18 protein-coding genes and 1 pseudogene are annotated in these 18,979 nt (G+C 50.5%); 2 read left to right on the top strand and 17 right to left on the bottom strand.

The features are described 5' to 3' along the window. Position 1: 1 nt before the first annotated feature. From dprA to def, 9 genes are all read right to left on the bottom strand, one after another. Positions 2-1,192: a DNA-processing protein DprA gene (dprA, locus tag ACTHTU_RS06850; RefSeq protein ID WP_440362148.1), complete on the bottom strand. Its 1,191-nt coding sequence runs from the start codon at positions 1,190-1,192 to the stop codon at positions 2-4. 94 nt (positions 1,193-1,286) lie between these two features. After that, a complete protein-coding gene (locus tag ACTHTU_RS06845; protein ID WP_440362147.1) occupies positions 1,287-1,523 on the bottom strand; it encodes a hypothetical protein in 237 nt (78 codons plus the stop codon). 385 nt (positions 1,524-1,908) lie between these two features. Beyond that, positions 1,909-3,183 (bottom strand): sigma-54-dependent transcriptional regulator, encoded by a 1,275-nt coding sequence (locus ACTHTU_RS06840; protein WP_049331243.1) that lies wholly within the window; start codon positions 3,181-3,183, stop codon positions 1,909-1,911. Continuing rightward, positions 3,170-5,296, bottom strand: a complete 2,127-nt coding sequence (locus tag ACTHTU_RS06835) for a sensor histidine kinase (protein WP_107724229.1) — start codon at positions 5,294-5,296, stop codon at positions 3,170-3,172. Before ACTHTU_RS06835 ends, ACTHTU_RS06840 begins: the two co-directional genes overlap by 14 nt. 3 nt (positions 5,297-5,299) lie before the next feature. Then, entirely contained in the window at positions 5,300-5,893 is a 594-nt protein-coding gene (locus tag ACTHTU_RS06830; protein WP_004520180.1) for a DUF4390 domain-containing protein, read from the bottom strand. Then, positions 5,859-7,118 (bottom strand): 16S rRNA (cytosine(967)-C(5))-methyltransferase RsmB, encoded by a 1,260-nt coding sequence (gene rsmB, locus ACTHTU_RS06825; RefSeq protein WP_440362146.1) that lies wholly within the window; start codon positions 7,116-7,118, stop codon positions 5,859-5,861. Before rsmB ends, ACTHTU_RS06830 begins: the two co-directional genes overlap by 35 nt. 46 nt (positions 7,119-7,164) lie before the next feature. Next, positions 7,165-7,683, bottom strand: coding sequence for an O-acetyl-ADP-ribose deacetylase (locus ACTHTU_RS06820; protein ID WP_440362145.1), 519 nt, complete (start codon positions 7,681-7,683; stop codon positions 7,165-7,167). Positions 7,684-7,716: 33 nt separating this feature from the next. After that, positions 7,717-8,643, bottom strand: coding sequence for a methionyl-tRNA formyltransferase (gene fmt / locus ACTHTU_RS06815; protein WP_440362144.1), 927 nt, complete (start codon positions 8,641-8,643; stop codon positions 7,717-7,719). Positions 8,644-8,778: 135 nt separating this feature from the next. After that, on the bottom strand, positions 8,779-9,282 hold the full coding sequence (gene def, locus ACTHTU_RS06810; RefSeq protein WP_003678675.1) for a peptide deformylase: 504 nt from the start codon (positions 9,280-9,282) through the stop codon (positions 8,779-8,781). Between the two features lie 233 nt (positions 9,283-9,515). Between def and ACTHTU_RS06805 the strand changes: the two genes are divergently transcribed. Further along, positions 9,516-10,781, top strand: a complete 1,266-nt coding sequence (locus tag ACTHTU_RS06805) for a LysM peptidoglycan-binding domain-containing protein (RefSeq protein ID WP_107724234.1) — start codon at positions 9,516-9,518, stop codon at positions 10,779-10,781. Positions 10,782-11,082: 301 nt separating this feature from the next. Here the strand turns inward: ACTHTU_RS06805 and ACTHTU_RS06800 are convergent, their stop codons facing one another. After that, entirely contained in the window at positions 11,083-12,498 is a 1,416-nt protein-coding gene (locus ACTHTU_RS06800; RefSeq protein WP_128582159.1) for an OmpP1/FadL family transporter, read from the bottom strand. A gap of 176 nt (positions 12,499-12,674) precedes the next feature. Beyond that, complete coding sequence (pyk, locus tag ACTHTU_RS06795; RefSeq protein ID WP_440362143.1) at positions 12,675-14,147, bottom strand: pyruvate kinase; 1,473 nt, start codon at positions 14,145-14,147, stop codon at positions 12,675-12,677. A gap of 213 nt (positions 14,148-14,360) precedes the next feature. On the opposite strand from pyk, the gene ACTHTU_RS06790 reads away from it, so the two are divergent. Beyond that, positions 14,361-14,864 carry a hypothetical protein gene (locus ACTHTU_RS06790; RefSeq protein WP_263339080.1) on the top strand — a complete coding sequence of 168 codons (504 nt, stop codon included), beginning with the start codon at positions 14,361-14,363 and terminating at the stop codon, positions 14,862-14,864. 65 nt (positions 14,865-14,929) lie between these two features. On the opposite strand, the gene ACTHTU_RS06785 is transcribed toward ACTHTU_RS06790, so the two are convergent. The 6 genes and pseudogenes from ACTHTU_RS06785 to ACTHTU_RS06760 all read right to left on the bottom strand — a co-directional run. Further along, positions 14,930-15,055, bottom strand: a complete 126-nt coding sequence (locus tag ACTHTU_RS06785; protein WP_263339083.1) for a hypothetical protein — start codon at positions 15,053-15,055, stop codon at positions 14,930-14,932. A 23-nt stretch (positions 15,056-15,078) separates the two neighbouring features. Next, positions 15,079-15,942 (bottom strand): GNAT family N-acetyltransferase, encoded by an 864-nt coding sequence (locus ACTHTU_RS06780; protein ID WP_049336349.1) that lies wholly within the window; start codon positions 15,940-15,942, stop codon positions 15,079-15,081. Positions 15,943-16,217: 275 nt separating this feature from the next. Continuing rightward, on the bottom strand, positions 16,218-16,883 hold the full coding sequence (locus tag ACTHTU_RS06775; protein ID WP_070813706.1) for a hypothetical protein: 666 nt from the start codon (positions 16,881-16,883) through the stop codon (positions 16,218-16,220). A 192-nt stretch (positions 16,884-17,075) separates the two neighbouring features. Beyond that, positions 17,076-17,534 carry an aspartate carbamoyltransferase regulatory subunit gene (pyrI, locus tag ACTHTU_RS06770; RefSeq protein ID WP_070813707.1) on the bottom strand — a complete coding sequence of 153 codons (459 nt, stop codon included), beginning with the start codon at positions 17,532-17,534 and terminating at the stop codon, positions 17,076-17,078. A 10-nt stretch (positions 17,535-17,544) separates the two neighbouring features. Next, positions 17,545-18,465, bottom strand: coding sequence for an aspartate carbamoyltransferase (gene pyrB, locus ACTHTU_RS06765; RefSeq protein WP_049322220.1), 921 nt, complete (start codon positions 18,463-18,465; stop codon positions 17,545-17,547). A gap of 396 nt (positions 18,466-18,861) precedes the next feature. Further along, positions 18,862-18,979, bottom strand: a pseudogene (locus ACTHTU_RS06760) (ComEA family DNA-binding protein); the annotation flags it as partial.

The raw sequence follows: 18,979 nt of genomic DNA, 5'->3' as shown, positions 1-18,979 counted from the left end.
TTTATGCTTTGACACGCTGATAACGGCCGCCCGGTAAGGCGGCAACAATACCGTCAAGTTCGTATTCCAAAAGCTGTGCGTACACGTCTGCTGCTGCCGTATTGGTTTGTTGCGCCAAAATATCGGGGTGTATCGGGTCGTAACCCATTGCTTCCAATAAAGCGCTTGTTGATGGGGCGGCAGATAGGTTTTCAGACGGCCTTTGCGGTTCATCCGCTATTATTTTTTGTTGCAGATGTTTGGTTCGATCGTTTTTCAGTTTTACCGTCTTATTTATAGAATATGATGGAACAGGCGTATTTTGCAATAGCTGCGGACACTCATGGAGAATATCGTCCAGACATTCCACCAGTTTTGCCCCGTCTTTAATCAGCTTGTGACAGCCTTTGCTGTGCGGATTGTCTATCGAACCGGGCACCGCCATCACTTCGCGCCCCATCTCCGCCGCCAGCTTGGCAGTAATCAATGAGCCGGATTCCAATGCCGCCTCGACCACCAATGTCAGCTGCGACAATGCGGCAATCAAACGGTTGCGGCGCGGAAAGTTGCCTGCAAACGGACGCGTATCTAAAGGGAACTCGCTGACAATCAATCCCCTTTCGGCAATTTCATAAGCAAGGTTTTTATTGGACGGCGGATAAATGCGGTCTATACCGGTTCCCCAGACGGCGATGGTGCCGCCATCTGCCTGCAATGCCCCCTGATGGGCGGCGGTATCGATACCCGAAGCCATACCCGATACGACGGGAATGCCTTTTTCGCTCAACGCCCTGCCGAAATCTTTGGCAATCCGCATTGCCTGCGGCGTGGCATGGCGGCTGCCGACAATCGCGGCAGAAGGTGTGTGCAGCAGCTCTGCATTGCCGCGTAAAAACAAGACCGGCGGCGCGGTAATGCCTTGTGTCAGCATTTCGGGGAAATCATCATCTTGCAGCAGCAACAAACGGCAACCGTCCTGCGTTTCCCATTGTAAAGCGGCTTCGGCAGACCGCTGCGCCAAAGCCCGTTTGTCCTCATTGCGCCACGATTCGGCTGCCTGTTTATGGCGTACCAACGCGGCAATTCTATCTGCCGGCGCATTCAAGGCAGCTTGTGCGCTACCGAATTGCTGCAACAGCACCAAAAAACTTTCTGCGCCGATATAGGGCGTAAATGCCAGTTGCAACCAAGCAAAACGCTCGTTTTCCGTCATCAATCTGTTCCCTTTTCGTAATGTTTTTTTCAGACGGCCTGAAGTAAATCAAGGCCGTCTGAAAATTTTATTGATATAAAGCTTTAGTTTCCCATCACAGTAACTTTCTCAGAACATCATTTTTATCCAATATACGACTAATCAGATATTCATCATCAGGTTTTAAGTTATCCATTAGCTCATCTACAACGGCCATACGGCTACGTAGAAATTTCAAAAGCTCCGGATTTGGGTTTTCTTTATTGTATTCATCATAGCGAGCCTGAACTAAAGACTGCTGACTTTGGCCTAAAATCTCTAAAGCTACTTCATAATCAAAATATCCTAACATTGGATAACTCCTTTTCAAAAGTACATCTTTACATTAAAGCATATTTATATCTTTATGTTTTAGCCATTACTGCTGCATTTCATTTTGAATCGCCTGAATGACAAAATCTTTCAAAGAAATACCATGTTGAGCACAATATTTTTTCAATTCTTGGTGCATTGATTCAGACATAATCAATGTATAGTGTTTTTCCGACTCAGTTGTAATCTGAGCAGTTTTGCCGACTTTCGTATTCTTTCGGCTTAAAAGGCAAAATAACAATGCCGAGCCATATCATTATTTTTATAAAGTATTGCTTGCCTAAGCAAACCGTCAAATGACGATGCCGTCTGAAAAACCTGATGGCTTTCAGACGGCCTCTTTTATGTTTGAACCGATATTGCGCTTATTCTTCGGATTTGTCGGCGCTGCGGCGCGATACGCTGATACCGAGTTGTTTGAGTTTGCGGTAAAGGTGTGTACGCTCCAAACCGACCTTTTGCGCCACGCGGCTCATATTTTGGCCTTCTTGGGCGATGTGGTACTCAAAGTAGCGGCGCTCGACTTCTTCCCTCAATTCGCGCAAAGGCATATTGAAATTGAAGCCACCGATGATTTCTGTCGCCGTCGCGTTTTCCTTCTGACCCAAAGCCACGGCAACAGCCTGATCGTCCACTTCTTTGCCGTCCGATTCCAACATGATGTTTTTCACTGTTTCGGCAAGCTGGTCGTAATTGCCCGGCCAATCGTATTGGCGCAAAACCACCAACGCGCTATCGCTGAATTTTACCGGCTGGATTTTTTGACTTTCGGCCAAATCGGTCATGATGCGGTTGATTAAAAAGACGATATCGTCCGGTTGGCTGCGCAAAGAAGGAACATTGATGCACTCTTTCAACAGCTCCGCCAGTCGGCCGGCAACGACGTCATCAGCGCTCTCACCGCGTTTAAAGCCGCATGAAGCAATCACACGGACATTGTAGCGGTCGGCTTTTTCAAGCAAGAAAGCAATGCCGTTTTGGATATTTTTGCTGTAACGGGCAATATCGCCGACATACAAAATACCGCCCGATGCTTTTTGCAACAACTCCAACGGCGTATCGACAATGTGTTCGACACGGTCGGTTGCCACCCAAGGCGTACCGCTTTTGTGCAGATAGCGGGCGACAATTTCAAACGGCGAGCCTGCCTCACCGGCCAACAACAGCGGGCGATTGTGTTTGGCGGCCGCTTCAATGCTGCCGTTCATTTCTTGAATAACCGGGCTGTTGCCCAGTTTGTCCAAAGTCATGCCGGAGGCCGTCTGAACTTCGCCATGTTTCAAGGCGCGTTCTACCGCAGACAAGAGTTTTTGCAGGGCAATCGGTTTTTCCAGAAAATCGAGCGCGCCGATTTTAGTGGCTTCAACCGCGGTGTCAATGCTGGCATGACCGCTCATCATAACAACAGGCATATTGAGTTGGCCGTTTTTCGCCCACTCTTTCAACAAAGTGATGCCGTCGCAATCGGGCATCCAAATGTCCAGCAACACCATGGCCGGACGCGTTTGATAACGCAATTGGCGCGCTTCTTCGGCATTTTCAGCCAAAGTGACGGTATAGCCTTCATCTTGAAGGATTTCGGAGAGCAGGTCGCGGATGCCTACTTCATCATCTACAATCAAAATATCACTGCTTCGCATAAGTTTCTGCCATTTCCGGTAAAGCTATTTTGACACACGCGCCGCCGCTGTTCTGATTGCTCAGGCTGATACGGCCGCCATGCTCCTCGATAATTTTTTTCACAACGGGCAAACCCAGCCCCGTTCCTGTCGGTTTGTCGGTAACGTACGGCTCAAAAGCATTGTGCAGCATTTCTTTGCTGAAACTTTTACCGTTGTTGCAGACGGTCAGGAAAACCTGTCCGCCTTCGCGCCCTGTTTCGACGTTTACTTGCGGCGCTTCGTCCGACTCCGCCGCTTCTGCGGCATTCTTAAATAGGTTATGCAACACTTGGCGCATCGCCGTCGTATCGGCGGCAATCGGCAGAGCATCCGTGTTGAGCCGTGCATTAAATTTGCACGCGCCGGCCTCATATAATACCAATACTTCCGACACCAAACCGTTTAAATCTTGTTTTTCTAAATTCAGAGACGGCGCACGCGCATAATTGCGGAATGCTTCGACCATTTCTTTCAGCGCGGCAACCTGTTTGACGATGGTATCGGTTGAACGACTGAGGATTTGGGCGTCTTGCTCGTCAAGTTTATCATGCAATTTCCATGCCAATCTCTCGGCAGAAAGCTGGATAGGCGTAAGCGGATTGCGGATTTCATGCGCCAAGCGTTTCGCCACTTCGCCCCATGCGGCCTCTTTTTGCGCGCGTATCAAGACGGTAATGTCATCAATCACCATCACCACGCCGTTATCGTTATCCTCCGGCAGGATGGTGGCCTTGCCCAATAAGATTCGGGCATCGTCGGGCGCGGCATATTCGACTTGGACGGGTTTGTCGCTGTCGGCGGTTTCATTAATGGCGGCAAACACATCGGCCAACAGGGTTTGCTGCGGCGATTTGCCGTGCCATTGATGCCAGTTGCTGCCCCACAAAGACACCAGCGAAACGCCCAAAATCTGTTCGGCAGCCTTGTTAAAGGTTTTCAGACGGCCATCGGCATCCAAAGTAATCACGCCTGTGGTCAAACTTTCCAACACGCATTCCAAATAATGGCGGGCGGCTTCTTCGCGCAAACGGTTGCGCTCGTCTGCCTCTTTGGCAATCGCCAATTGCTCGGTCATGTGGTTGAACAATTGGGTCAAACGGCCGAACTCGTCATTGCGGAATACCGGCCGGGTCTGGCTGAAGTCACCCTGAGCCACCGCCCGCGCGCCCTCTGCCAACGACAACACCGGTGCCACAAAACGACGGGCAAAATACAAAGCCATAACCAAAGCCAAAAAGATAGCCAACAATGTCGCGACCAACAGCGTGGACAAGAAAAAGGTTTGCAGGCCTTTTTTGGTATAACTCAGCTCGGCATATTTGGCGCGGGCCGCTTCAATCAACGTCGCGTCTTGGGCAACATCTTTCGGAATCGGCTGCCGGAAAAATAACGCATAATCCTGATTTTTATGCGTACCGATCAGCATCCAGCCTTGAGCATACAGCACGCCGCCGATGTTTTCCAAACTGCGTACCGAGCCGGTCTGCTCCAGCTGCTCCCATCCTTCTTTGTTAAGCTCGGGTTGATTTAGTTTCAGGGGGTTGATGCTTTTCTCGGCTTTATGGGTGGTCGCGTTATAAAGCGCCAGCTGGGCAAAGTCGGCAGTAAGCGCGGATTGGGTCAGCGTTTGCCCCAAGTTGCCGTCCAGCGAAGCGGCGCTGATTAAGTCGATCTGCACCGGCGTGGCGTTGCTGACAGCGTTGTCTACCGCCAAGTTCAGCGCGGATTTGCTCAAGTTTAAGCTGCGCTCTAGAGCCTCATGGGTATCGTTGCCAAACCAAGAATTAATCGTACCGTTAATAAACTGGGCGGAAATACCGAACAAAAACACGCCCGGCAATACGGCAACCAAGGTAAACATCCCCGACAGCCGACGCGCAATCTGCGAACCGAACACGCTTTTGCTGTTGTCGCGCATCAAAAGCACGACATAGCGCACCAACACCGCCGCCAACACCAGCAACAGCAAGCCGCACAAGGCGACAATCCACCAGAAATAATCGGACAATACGTTGCTGCTGCCCGTTGCAACAGTCAGACCGTACAACAAAACAACGGCGAATACGGCGGCAATCAGAAGAAAGCGGCGCATGGTTTACTCCTGCACGACCGACAAGGATTTCCAACCGGAATCCAAATGCCAGTTTTTAGAAGTCAGGGCATTGATTTGGAACGGTTTGGGCAGCTTGGCGGTTGTCAGCAGCAGGCGGATTTCAGCCTTCGTGTCTTTAGCGGCCACATCACTCAGCGCGCCCTTGGACAAAACCTTCCAATTCGCGACCGCGCCCACTGCGCGCAAGGCAGTCTCAAGCGTATCGTACTCGGTAGAAAACGTACCGACGGTAACGCGATAGCGGTTGGTCAGTGGATGGAAGGACAATTTGTATTGAATCGTGCTGTCGTTGTTGAGCAGCTGGTCGAATTTGAATTTATAAGACGACATGGACGGCGCTGACAGCTGCCAACTCAAATTGAAATGCAGGGGGACACCCTGTTTGAGTGCTTCTTTAAGCTGGTCGGGCAGGTCGGTGCGGAAACGGCTGCTGACAGAAAGCTGTCCGGCATGGGTCAGCTTTGCCTCGGCACGGGTCGCACTGATGCCCTCGCCCGCCGCATTCAACGACACGGCGAGCAAGAGCGGTACAATCAGCGTTTTACTGCTTTTTAATAAGCGCGTAATAAAAGCCATCTTGATGTTTGTTCGGTAAAAGCACATGCGATTCGATCAACTCAGCATCGGCATGGCGGTTAAGGAATTTTTGCAACTGACCGTCGTTTTCTTCGACAAAGACCGAGCAGGTAGCCAGCAACATCCTGCCATTTTTCGTCAGGGTCTGCCACAGTGCGTCTAATAATGCTTCCTGTTGGCGTGCGGTTTTGACGGCATCGGTCGGTCGGCGCAGCCATTTGACGTCGGGATTGCGGCGCGCCACACCCGAAGCGGTACACGGCACATCGGCCAAGACAGCGTCAAAGGCCTTGCCATCATACCACGCTGTCAAGTCCTGCGCATCGGCACAAGCCAAAGAGGCATTTTGAAAGCCTAAACGGTCAAGATTACTCTTCACCCTGTTCAGACGGCCTTCGTCTATATCCAAAGCGGTAACATGACAATCTGCCAGTTCCAAGATATGGCCTGTCTTGCCGCCCGGCGCCGCACAGGCATCGAGGATGCGTTCGCCGTCTTTCGGGTTCAACAAATAGGCAGCACGTTGCGCACCAAAATCCTGCACCGACACCAGGCCGTCTGAAAAACCGGGCAGGCGGCTTACCGGCACGGCTTCTTCCAACATCACGGCGTATTCGTCCAAAGCCCTGGCCGCAATACCTTCCGCAGCCAGTTTTTCCAAATAGCTTTCGGCATTGCCGTGTCGGCGGTTGACGCGCAAAGTCATCGGCGGATGCGATTGCAGCGCAGTGGTAATGTTGTGCCAATGTTTCGGATAATGGTTTCTCAAGTAAGCCACCCACCACAGCGGCAAATTGTGTTTCGCCACATCGTCTTTTTTGCAGGAAGCCGCGAGCTTGTCGCGTTCACGCAAAAAGCGGCGCAAAATCGCATTGGCAAACGAGCGGAACTGGCCGCGACCGATTTTGGCAATGCTTTCCACCGCTTCATTGACCACGGCATGAGACGCATTGCGCGTGTAATGCAGTTGGTACATCGCCGCCAAAAGCAGGCTTTCAAGCTGCGGATTGTCAATCGGCTTCTTCAACATTTGACCAAGCATGTGCTTCAAACTGCCCAAATAACGTTGGCAACCGTAGGCAATATCCTGCAACGCGCCGTTTTCCTGCGCCGTCAGCTGCGGATGCGTCGCGCGGATTTCCGCCAAGACATCCTGAAGATTGCGCCCTTCGGCAACTGCGGCAACGCTGTCGGCGGCCAGTTTTTGGGCGAGGGACATACTCATATTTTTGCTTTCTGATTTATATTTGATTTCAAGTGTTCGGCGGATTTCAGACGGCCTGTTCGGTAGCCAGCAATGCCCGATAATATTCGGCATCTGTTTTGGAAAAACAGCAAAAGATGATTTTTTCCACTGCCGGACATTGCGGCAGGGTTTGCTTCAAACTCTCCAAAGCGATACGCGCGGCGGCTTCGGCCGGGAAGCGGTACACACCGGTGCTGATGCACGGAAAGGCGATGCTGTGAAGATCGTGTTTCTGGGCAAGCAGCAAGGAATTGGCATAGGATTGTGCCAATTTAGCCTCTTCATTTTGTTTTCCGCCAAACCATACCGGCCCGACCGTGTGGATGACAAAACGCGCAGGCAAACGATAGCCTTGGGTTATTTTGGCTTCGCCTGTGCGGCAACCGCCCAAAGTGCGGCACTCGTCCAGCAGCTCTTTGCCCGCGGCGCGGTGTATTGCACCGTCTACGCCGCCACCGCCCAACAGCGATGAATTGGCAGCATTGACAATCGCATCGACTGCCAATCGGGTAATATCGCCTTCGACCACTTCAAAAACAGCCATTGTCTTCTTTCCTCTACGTTGATTTCCAGCCTGTTACAAAACCGTTCCGACTTCAATCGTTCTGCCTGCCGCAAATGCCTGTATGCTCATGCGTTTGCTGCCGGAAGGCTGCAATTCAGTGATGTTCAGCGCATTTTCACCACACGCCACCAGCAGGCCGTCTGAAGTGCAAGACAATACTTCGCCTGCCTTACCCTGTTTGGCCACCACTTCGGCTCGCCAGATTTTCATCGGTTTGCCTTGATACTCGACCCACGCGGCAGGTACGGGGTTAAAGGCGCGGATTTTGCGTTCGATAATGTCCGCGCTTTCGTTCCAATCGATACGCGCTTCTTCTTTGCTCAATTTTTGGGCGTAGGTAACGCCTTCTTCAGGCTGCTTAACCGCGTTCAGACGGCCTTCCGCCTTCAAACGCTGCAAGTCGGCCACAATCGCTTCCGCACCCAAACCCATCAACGCGTCATGCACTTCGTTGGCAGTATCCGTAGGTTGAATGGCGTAACGGTGTTCGCTGACCACATCGCCGGTATCCAAGCCGATGTCCATCTGCATGATGCACACGCCGGTTTCGGCATCGCCGGCTTCAATCGCACGTTGAATCGGTGCCGCGCCACGCCAACGGGGCAACAGCGAAGCGTGGATATTGAGGCAGCCGTGTTTGGGCGTATCCAACACATCCTGCGGCAAAATCAAGCCATACGCGGCCACCACCATCACATCCGCGCCCGTATCTTTGAGCATTTGCAGGGCTTCGGTGTTATTGCGCAACTTTTCCGGCTGCGCCACGGTCAAACCTAATTCCAAGGCAGCCTGTTTGACCGGCGATGCGGTCAACTGCATACCGCGGCCTTTGGGGCGGTCGGGCTGGGTCAACACCAGCGGAATTTCAAAACCTGCGGCGGCGATGGCTTTCAAGGCGGCGGCGGCAAAATCGGGCGTACCGGCAAAGATGACTTTCATGTTGTGTCCTTGTGGAAATGGTTTGAATGGGCGCGTTGGGCAAACTGTTTCAGCTGAAAAGGCCGTCTGAAAGATTGAAAACCGAAGTCTGCCTTCTGTTTTGTCTTTTCAGACGGCCTTTAAGCGATGCGCAGGTCAGATGGTGTGTTTCTGACGTTTTTTCAGTTTGGTTTTGATGCGGCCTTGTTTCAGCTGCGATAAGTGTTCGACAAACACGATGCCCATCAGGTGGTCCAATTCGTGCTGCACGCAGATTGCCAGCAGGCCGTCTGCTTCCAGCGTGAATTTCTCGCCTTTTTCATTCAAGGCTTCAACTTTGACGCGCTCGGCACGGGTCACGGTATCGTAAATGCCCGGTACGGACAGACAGCCTTCTTCATAAGTTGTCTCGCCGTCTTTTTCGACAATGACGGGATTGATGAACACGCGCGGCTCGCTGCGGTCTTCGGTCAAATCCATCACGACGATGCGCTCGTGTACGTCGACCTGAGTGGCCGCCAAGCCGATACCGCGTGCTTCGTACATGGTTTCAAACATATCGGCAACCAATGTCTGGATGCGCTCGTCGATTTTTTCAACAGGTTTGGCGACCGTGTGCAAACGCTCGTCAGGGTATTGGAGGATGTTCAGTAAAGCCATAATATTCTCGTTTTATAAAGCTGATGTGTGATTTTCATACAGATTCGGTTTCCGCCGCCACAATCTCCTGTCATGACAGCAACATTCAATGCTAAAATAACGCCGAAAAATGTTAAGATAGCGCGACGGAGGCCGTTCGTTATCGTATTGATGAATGGGCGGCAGTTCGCAAACTCCAGCCTTCTCTGTTTATCATCTGAAGACAAACCGAATCGATTTCAAGGGGAACGGTTATGCAACAACGTATTATAACCCTGCTTTGCATAGCAGGCATGGCTATTTCTGCCCACACTCAGGCAGCTTCTTTAAAAATCCGCCCCAATGCGCCGCAACGCTACGTCGTTAAAAACGGCGATACCTTGTGGGGTATTTCCGGTAAATATCTGTACAGCCCATGGCAATGGAACCGCCTTTGGGGCGCCAATCGCAACGCCATCCGCAATCCGCATCTGATCTATCCGGGTCAGGTGTTGGTTTTACGCTACGTCAACGGCCAGCCACGACTGGGTTTTGAACATGCCCAAACCCGTTCAGACGGCATTCCCGTGATCAAACTGCATCCGCGCGTACGCGAAACTTCCGGCTACGGCATTCCGACTGTCAACGTCAATCTCTACCGCATGTTCATGAAACATCCGCAGATTATCGCTCCAGAAGAAACCGCCAACGCGCCGCGCCTGATTGCCGGCCCCGACAACCGCGTCCTCTACACCCAAGGCAACCGCGTGTACGCATACGGCCTGACCGAACCCGGCCGCTACCTGACCTACCGCGTCAATAAAAACATCACCGATCCGGAAACCGGCAAATTCCTCGGTCAAGAAGTCGTGTTCAGCGGCATCGCCAACACGCTGCCTTACACCGACTCCGCATTGGAACACCGTACCCGCGCTTCTGACGAAAAACTCAAAAGCAACGAGTATTACACCCAAGTCAACAAAGCCATGAAGCTGCGCACCCAGTCCGCGCAACCTTTGGTTATCGAAGAAGCCGTTTCCGAAATCCGCAAAGACGACTATCTGCTGAAACTGCCCGAAGGCCTCGACAGCTTCAATGTGATGCCTCACGCCCCTGCCCGTCCAATTCAGGCCAAAGTCGTTTCCATCTTCGACGGCGTGGGCGAAGCCGGCCAGTTCCAAACCATTACTTTGGATAAAGGCGAACTCGACGGCTTGGACAAAGGCACTGTGGTCAGCCTCTACAAACGCGGCCGCCAAGTCCGTGTCAATCTGTCCAACAACCTGATTCGCAAGCCGAAAGACAAAGATACGGTTGAATTGGTTTCCATTCCGGCGGAAGAAATCGGTTTGGCAATGGTGTACCGCACATCCGACCATCTGGCCTCAGCCATTATTTTGGAAAGCCTGAACAGCGTTTCCATCGGCGATACCGCCTCCGAACCCGGCCGCGATTTGGACAATATGGCCGATGAAAAAACCATGGACAAACCGGCCGAAGACGAACAGGAAAGAGAAATCGAACTAGAAGTCCGCAGCTGATTGAGCTCTTTTAGCAGCCATCCGTCAAATAAAGGCCGTCTGAAAACCTGTTTTTCAGACGGCCTTTTGATTGCTGCCCATCAGAATAAAGAAATCTGTAACACGTTGTTTAAAGCGCAAACAACTTCTCATTTCTACAGCCGGTAATAGGCTTTTCGTCTTTCCGTTCTGCCATTCAAATCGGAAATATGAAAAGCACGGCACGCCATTTATTGCCTGTTGATTGTTCCATCTGTTCCTTCCAATCAAAAAGGCCGTCTGAAATCTTCAGACGGCCTTTTTATCTACAACTCAAATCCGATTATTTGAATTTGTAAGTGTATTGCAAGCCCAAGATGTCTGCTTTGTTTTTGAAGCGTGCAGAAGATGCACCGCGGCTGTCTACGTCGTTGCCGCTGGCTTTGCCGGTGCGGTAAACCGTGTCATTGATGTGGATATGGCTGTACGCCGCATCGATAACATGGTTTTTACCCAGTTGATATTTGGCACCAACGGAGAACCAGATACGGTTGCCGTCAGGCAGGCTGTTCATGCGGTCTTCAGCGCTTTTAACCGGTGATTTGTCGAAAGCGATACCGGCACGCAGTTGCAATGGTTCGGTAACTTGGTAAGAGCCGCCGAATGCAACTTTATAAGTGTTGCGCCAGTTAGGCGTAATGACGGTACGGTCGGATTGGCCGTTGACAACTTTTTTGGTGTTTTCAAACACCAGCTCGGCTTTGTTGAAGCGGCTGTGGCGTGTCCAAGTCACATCGCCGAACAGGTTGGTTTTGTCGGTGGCGCGGTACATACCGTGAACAGACAAAGACTCAGGCGTGACAATTTTCACGCTGGCTTTTTCGTTCGGCACATAACCGCGTGCAGCCATTGCACCCAAATCCCAAGCGCGTTTTGCATATGCGCCGTCCGCTTCCCAATCGGCAGTGCCTTTCAGTGTATGCGATACTTTGGAACGATAGTTCACACCCACGCGTGCGCGATCGTTGATGTCCCACATCCACGCCAGTTGGTAGCCGAAGCCCCAATCGTGGCCTTTTACATCGGCATGACCGTCAGCTTTGCCGGTCGCATCGACAGCAACGGGACGCCCTGCTTGACGGGAAGCCAAGCCGCTGGCCAACTGGCTGATGGCGCCGGAAGCATCCCAGTCGGAGTATTTGCGCAATTCGGCTTTGGAATATTGGGCAATCAAACCAGCACCGACGGCGTGCTGCTCATTCAGTTTCCACGCGACTACCGGCTCGATGGCGATGGTGGTCAAACCCAGTTTGTTGATGTTGTGGCGCAAGACGGAATCTTTTTCATATTCGGTTGCAGAGCCGAAGGGAACGTACACGCCCAAACCCAAAGTTACATCGTCGCTGGCTTTGTATGCACCATAGACGTGCGGAGCAACGGTGGTTTCGGTAATTTTGCCGCTGGTCGAGCCGCTGACATCGGCACCCGTGCGGAAGTGTTTCGCAGATTCCGCCTCATAATGAATGCTTGGGAAAACGATATTGGCGTTGACGGAAATTTGGCTGCTGTCGATTTTGCTCAAACCGGCCGGATTGTAGAAAATGGTTGATGCATCGGCGGCTTCGGCGGCGGCGGCGTTGGCTGTGCCTTGTGCGTTAACGGATTGTGTGCCGAAGTGGTAGCCGGAGGCTTGGACGGCGGTAGATAACAGTGCTGCGCTTAAAATAAATGCTGTTTTTTTCAGATTGAAATGAATCATTTTGGTTTACCGTGAAAGTAGCGGACAAAGAAAAAGGCCGTCTGAAACGTCCTTTATTGATGTAGTATAGGCACTCAATTCTATACTACATCATTATTTTTGCCTAATCTTTTCTTTTTTTACACAAAAAAAGCAGGCTAAAACAGCCTGCTTTTCCAATCATCGGATCACTGCAATTATTTAACCTGCAACACTTCCAGCGTATTGGTCGAACCAGATTCGCGCATTTGCGAACCGCTGGTAATGATGTATTGGTCGCCGCTTTGGAGGATTTTGTGTTCTACCAGCATGGCTTCCACTTCGTTCAGCGCGGTATCGTGATCGGTACTGGTTGCCAAAATCAACGGACGCACGCCGCGGTACATCGCCATGCGGCGTTGTGCTGAAACACTCGGCGTCAGGGCAAAAATCGGCAGGGTGATGTTGTGGCGGCTGACTTCGAAGGCGGTCGAACCGCTTTCAGTCAGGGCAACGATAGCTTTGGCGTGAACCGCGCGCGCCACGCTGACCGCACCGCCGGCAATCGCCAAGTTGGTGCTGACGGCTTCGGGATAATCGACCTGTTCGGCAACGCCGTTGAGCGAATCTTGTTCTTTTTCCGCAGCCGCACAAATAATCGCCATTTGGCTGACGGTTTCAAACGGATACGCGCCGACGGCGGTTTCGGCGGAACACATCACCGCATCGGTACCGTCCAATACTGCGTTGGCCACGTCGCTGACTTCGGCGCGGGTCGGTACGGGGTTGGTAATCATCGATTCCATCATTTGAGTTGCGGTAATGCTGAAGCGGCGCAACTCACGGGCGCGGCGGATCATGCGTTTTTGCAGTGCGGGTACGGCGGCATGGCCGACTTCCACTGCCAAGTCGCCGCGGGCAACCATAATACCGTCGCTGGCAAGGATGATTTCGTCCAGGTTTTCAATGGCTTCTACGCGCTCGATTTTGGAAACCAAACCGGGGCGTACGGCAGTGCTGCCTTTCATTTCTTCTTCGACTTTGGCGCGTGCGATGTGCAAATCTTCGGCAGATTTCACAAAGCTGATGGCCAAGTAGTCGCAACCGATGGCAATCGCCGTTTTCAGGTCGCGGAAGTCTTTTTCGGTCAACGCGCCGGCAGACAGGCCGCCGCCGCGTTTGTTGATACCTTTGTTACTTTTCAGCACATGGCTGTTTTCTACTCTTGTAATAATCTTACTTCCTTCAACCGCTTCAACGGTCAAAGTCAACAGACCGTCATCCAGCCACAAAACATCGCCGGCAGCGACGTCATTCGGCAAATCACGGTAGTCCAAACCCACCGCTTCGCGTGTGCCTTCGCCTTCAAGTGCGGCATCTAAAATCAAGGTTTCATCTTTATTCAGCTCGATGCTGCCGCCGGCAATTTTGCCGACACGGATTTTCGGGCCTTGCAAATCGGCCAGAATAGCCACTTCCTGGCCTGCGCGTTTCGCGGCTTCGCGCACGATGCGGGCATTTTCTTCATGGAACTCCGGCGTACCGTGGCTGAAATTGAAACGGACGACATTAAGACCGCCGACACGGATCATGTCTTCCAACAATTGCACATTGTTGCTGCCCGGACCCAGTGTGGCAACAATTTTGGTATTGTGGCTGATACGGGTTAAATCACGTTGCAATTGGCTCATGTAAACGTCCTTTCCTGTTGATTTCACGTTTGATAATGAAGAAGATTGTACTCTTAATGCAATAATGTTGGCGTAAAATTACATCATTTTCTGACTTAAACTAAATTTATTTTTGCATTAACCTACTTTTCTATCGGATACAATACACTCTCACGTCGTCATGTTTAATTTTCAGACGGCCTCCCTCATACTAATAGAATACCCAACTGATCCATGAAACGTTTTTTGACTCCGCTACCCATCGGCATCGTTTTGGCCGACCTGATCTACGGTTTCGTACTTAATGTCATGCAAGGCTTAAATTTGCAACAAACCGCCGCCAACCAGTCCGGTACAATTTCCGTTACGCCCGACATTGCCTTCAACAGCCTGCAAATCGTCGCCAACGGCGGCATGGTCTGTATCATCGGCTTCGGTTTGATTGTTTTGTTCCAACTCAACCGCGCCGTATTACGCCAACAAATCCTGCCCATCGGTATTTTCCGAACCCTCGGCCTGTTGGCTGTTTTGGCATTCAGCATTTCGTCTTTGTGGGAATGGTTGCATGCCGCTTTGTCGCTGCTTTCCGGGCACAACGTTTTAAACTTCAGCAACCCGCGTTATCTGGTTACCGCAGCCTGCATGCCCATCATCGCTTTCTTGTGCATCTTGCGCCTGTACAATTGGTATCGCTTACATCGGACTGTAGCCACTGACGACACCGTCACGCCCCTCTAATCAAGCTGCAAAAAGGCCGTCTGAAACAGGAAAACCTATTTCAGACGGCCTTGTCATTGTATATCTCAACGTTGATGGCTGGTTTCTACACCGGCCTTAATCTCACCATACATTTGCGAGCTGCCTCCGCTGCCCGATGCGCAGGCCGCCAAGCTCAGTGTCAAAACAACCGCAGTCAAAATCTTCAACATTGGATTCCCTCTTTCTACAAAAATTATTTCGGATCGCAACGGAAATGGTAAGCGCAAATTTCAAATCCGTTTTTGAAGTAGAGACGATGCGCACCTGCACGGTCATGGTTAACATGGACATTCAGATGGATTTTGGTCGCGCCAGTTTCCGCACCGATTTTGCGTACTTCTTCCAACAAGCGAGAAGCATAGCCTTTTTGGCGGCATTGCGGCATGGTTACGAGATCATCAATATGGATATGGTAACCGCTGGCCAAGTTATGTGCAGTATGGAAACCGCATACGGCCACGGCATTTTGTTTGCCTTCTTCAAAAATACCCAACAGGCGGTAGCCGGTTTTGCGCTGGTGCTCGTTGATTTGTTCGACGAAACGGTGAATATCAGTCAAAGAAGAACGCAAAATGCTCAGTGCCGCAAAAGCAGTCGCGGTTTCTTCCGGCGGAATTTCACGCAATACGCCGACCACAGGCGCGGCAGCTTGGGGCTCAGGCTGCGCATTGGCCGCTTCGGCACGCTCGGCGGCATGTTTTTCTTCAATCGCCTGCGCCAACAAAACGCGCTCGACCGGCACTTCGCCCTGCTGTTTGCTCTCCTGCTCTTTGAGTAAGGCTTTGCAATCAATCACGCGCAAATCGTTATCCGCTGCAAAATCCATCAAGAAACGGAACATTTGCGGATTGTCTTCTTCCAGTTTTTTATCGACTGCCACACAACGAACATTGTCCACCAAAATCGGGCGCACCCAATTCGAATAGGAAAGGCGGTTGTCTTTAGTGAAGGAAGACAAAATACCGCACAGGCGCTCCGCCCAGTCGCTTGGTCGGAAAATCTTGCCTTTGCTGGTTGTACCATGGATCACAACTTCATAAGGATTACACACTAACATAAGCAACTTCCTGAAAGTAAATGGCTGAAGGAATATTTCGCCAGTGCCAACATCAGAAAAAGTTCCGATACATAGCAACAGATGATTAAAAAAATATCAGTAAGGTTTTGAAATACGATAATGATGAGACGGCTTGCCGATCCTGACAATCCGTTTCGAATTCTTTGATTATTATACCCGATACGCCTCTTTTTCTTCAAAAATCATTTGAAAAATAACAACAGGCCGTCTGAAACCAAGTATTTCGGTTTCAGACGACCTGCATATTTTGAATATCAATACAACAATTTCTTGCGGGGCTTTTGCTCGCCACTGGATTTAATTTCTAACAAATTGAAATTCAGTATGCCCAAATCCAAGACACTTTCAGAAGTGCATTGATCGCCAAAGGCATTTTCATAAGTGGCCTTCAGTTTCAACACGCCACCAAATGTCTGATCTGGCAATTCGGCAGCCAGCGCCAACATACTTGCAAACACGCTGCCATACAATTCGCCCGATGCCAGCATATCTACACCGCCGGAAAACATTTCCAAGCGCATAACCGCATCGGCAACCAGCTTGCTCGGCAAGTGATCAGGCAAAGGCTCTGCCTCGAAACGCACATTCTTCGCCAAGCCCTTACCGCTATTGCGGACAACCAAAACCAATAAATCTGTTTGCCCGTCAGAACGTTGCAACGTCGCATGCAAAACAGGATGAATGCTTTCTTTTTGAATCAGCTGCTCACGGTGCAACATCTTGCTTTTTGCTTTGGATCGCGCAGAGACGACAGCCCAAATCAACCAAACCAATGCAACGGCAGAAATGGCAGTGACTAAAAGGGGAAGGTTGGTCAAATAGGCTTGCTGATTAAACCAAACTTGTGCTGCCAAAAATCCGGCAAAGAAAATCAAGACGTATAAAATTGGGGCAAACCGGCTTAGTATGGATGAGTGCATAAGTTTTCCTACATTTCGTGTCGTGTTATAAAAAATAATGCCTTTTGAGCAAATGATGTCATCAACTCAGAAGGCATTATTTTAACGTAATTTTAACGCAATTTGCTTAATATCTTGCTTTTTATGAAACTGATGTCTCAAGCAGACAACTCAAACCGCACGGCTGTGTTTTCAGACGGCCTGAGATTTTTATCAGGCTTCGGCAACCGAATCACGCGAGAAGGTTTTTTCGCAATAATGACATTTCAAACGCGTCTGACCATTATGTGAACGGACATAAAAGCGGCTGATGACCGGCTCGCCATGACTGGCACAATTGGTATTCGGGCAGCGGAACACTTCCGAAATTTCCTCCGGCAATGACAAATGCTGTTTATCGATTACTTTAAACTGATCGATTTTGTTTACCACTGCTTCAGGGGCAAATAAAGCCAAACGGTTAGCCGCATTGGCATCCAACCATACGCCGCTGACTTTGATAATGTCTTTGCTTCCCTGCGTTTTGCTGGGCAAATTAAAGCCGACCGTAACCGCGCTGCCATAATGCAGCAGCTTAAATTGCCTTAGAATGGCCAAGCCTTTACCGGCAGGAATATGGTCAATTACCGTACCTTGTTCAATCGCTTCAACGCTAAGTTTTGAGTTTTCCATCTTTCGCTCCTTAAACTTCTTCGTTCAATACCAAAGATAAAATCGCCATCCGTGCATACACACCATTGGTTGCCTGTTCAAAATAATAGGCATGAGGTGTTTTATCCACATTCGGATGAATTTCATCTACCCTCGGTAAAGGATGCAAGACGCGCAAATTGGGTTTGGCATTTGCCAACATTGACGCATCAAGATTGAATTTACCCTGGATTTTGGCAAATTCCTGCTCATCAAAACGTTCGCGCTGAACGCGGGTCATGTACAAAATATCCGCCCATTCGACCGCTTCTTCCAAGCCGGGCAAAATTTGATAAGGACACCCGGCCTCTTCCAGTTCTTCAGTGATATAGTCCGGCATCGCCAAGCTAGGAGGGGAAACAAACGCAAATTCACAACCCCAACGCTTCAGCGCCTGACATAATGAATGTACCGTACGGCCATATTTTAAATCGCCGGCCATCGCAATTTTCAAATTGCTTAAACTGCCTTGTGTTTCATAAATCGTTACCAAATCCAAAAGCGTCTGGCTCGGATGTTGGTTGGTACCATCGCCGGCATTAATCACAGGTACGCTCGAAAATTCAGCCGCCACACGGGCCGCACCGTCTTTCGGGTGTCGCTGAATAATCGCATCCGTATAGCTGGAAATAATCCTCGCAGTATCTGCAAGCGTTTCACCCTTTTTCGCGCTGGTATTCGCACCATCGGAAAAACCGATAACTTTCCCACCCAAACGCTGTACCGCCGTTTCAAAAGACAAACGCGTACGAGTGGACGGTTCAAAAAAGCACGAACCAATCAATTTGCCTTCAAGCAAATCTTCACGAGGCTGCTTTTTCAACTTCAAGGCCGTCTGAAGCAGTAATTCGAGCTGCTCCGTCGTCAAATCTGAAATTGAAATAATATGTTGCCGATAAAGCGGATTAGGCATGACCATTCCTTCCCATAAAAAAGCCCGCAACAGGCGGGCGTTTCAAGCAAACCGATTCCATCGTTGCCCGACATTATCCTGTCGGACAATCACAACCATGTTCCTACCACACCCATGAAATCTTCCGCATTATCGCACATTTAACAGACAGCTGCTTCTTTCAAGTTTTCAGATTCTTTCAAGTTTTCAGACGGCCTGATACCTTTGCAAAATAACCCTCGGTACTCCACAGCTGAAACCCAAGCACAGGGATTCGGTATTTTCAGTTATTGCCCAATAAAAGCCCCCATTGGTCCAAGTCTTCATTGCCACTGCCCATACAAAGCCGCCCATCAACCCGAACCGGCAAACGGTTCAGCCTCTGGGCGGCATATACGGCACAAACGTCCGTCAGGCTTATTTTTTCACGGCAGGCTGTGCGGCCTTAGGCGCGGCAGGAGAAACCGTCGCCTCCGCCTTCAATTTGTTCAGTACCGCATCACCGATGCCCTTCACGTTTTTCAGCTCCTCCACC

Source organism: Neisseria sp. P0020.S005, from assembly GCF_051957055.1.
In the GTDB taxonomy this organism is placed as follows: domain Bacteria; phylum Pseudomonadota; class Gammaproteobacteria; order Burkholderiales; family Neisseriaceae; genus Neisseria; species Neisseria subflava_A.
The sequence above is the reverse complement of the archived record's forward strand: the minus strand, read 5'-3'. Positions and strand labels throughout refer to the sequence as shown.